The sequence below is a fragment of the Salmonella sp. A1325 genome (assembly GCF_056991255.1).
Genome location: NZ_JAMLWO010000027.1, coordinates 1 through 1019, shown reverse-complemented (window position 1 = coordinate 1019; position 1019 = coordinate 1). Strand labels below are relative to the sequence as shown.

1 protein-coding gene is annotated in these 1019 nt (G+C 54.4%); it reads left to right on the top strand.

Annotation, left to right across the window (positions count from 1 at the left end):
* A partial coding sequence (gene tuf, locus NAZ64_RS22335; RefSeq protein WP_001543627.1) for an elongation factor Tu occupies positions 1 to 1019 on the top strand: 1019 nt, incomplete at both ends.

Below are 1019 nucleotides of genomic sequence, written 5' to 3'. Positions count from 1 at the left end.
CCGGAAGAAAAAGCGCGTGGTATCACCATCAACACTTCTCACGTTGAATACGATACCCCGACCCGCCACTACGCACACGTAGACTGCCCGGGGCACGCCGACTATGTTAAAAACATGATCACCGGTGCTGCGCAGATGGACGGCGCGATCCTGGTTGTTGCTGCGACTGACGGCCCGATGCCGCAGACCCGTGAGCACATCCTGCTGGGTCGTCAGGTAGGCGTTCCGTACATCATCGTGTTCCTGAACAAATGCGACATGGTTGATGACGAAGAGCTGCTGGAACTGGTTGAAATGGAAGTTCGTGAACTTCTGTCTCAGTACGACTTCCCGGGCGATGACACGCCGATCGTTCGTGGTTCTGCTCTGAAAGCGCTGGAAGGCGATGCAGAGTGGGAAGCGAAAATCATCGAACTGGCTGGCTTCCTGGATTCTTACATCCCGGAACCAGAGCGTGCGATTGACAAGCCGTTCCTGCTGCCGATCGAAGACGTATTCTCCATCTCCGGTCGTGGTACCGTTGTTACCGGTCGTGTAGAACGCGGTATCATCAAAGTGGGCGAAGAAGTTGAAATCGTTGGTATCAAAGAGACTCAGAAGTCTACCTGTACTGGCGTTGAAATGTTCCGCAAACTGCTGGACGAAGGCCGTGCCGGTGAGAACGTAGGTGTTCTGCTGCGTGGTATCAAACGTGAAGAAATCGAACGTGGTCAGGTACTGGCTAAGCCGGGCACCATCAAGCCGCACACCAAGTTCGAATCTGAAGTGTACATTCTGTCCAAAGATGAAGGCGGCCGTCATACTCCGTTCTTCAAAGGCTACCGTCCGCAGTTCTACTTCCGTACTACTGACGTGACTGGCACCATCGAACTGCCGGAAGGCGTAGAGATGGTAATGCCGGGCGACAACATCAAAATGGTTGTTACCCTGATCCACCCGATCGCAATGGACGACGGTCTGCGTTTCGCAATCCGTGAAGGCGGCCGTACCGTTGGCGCGGGCGTTGTTGCTAAAGTTCT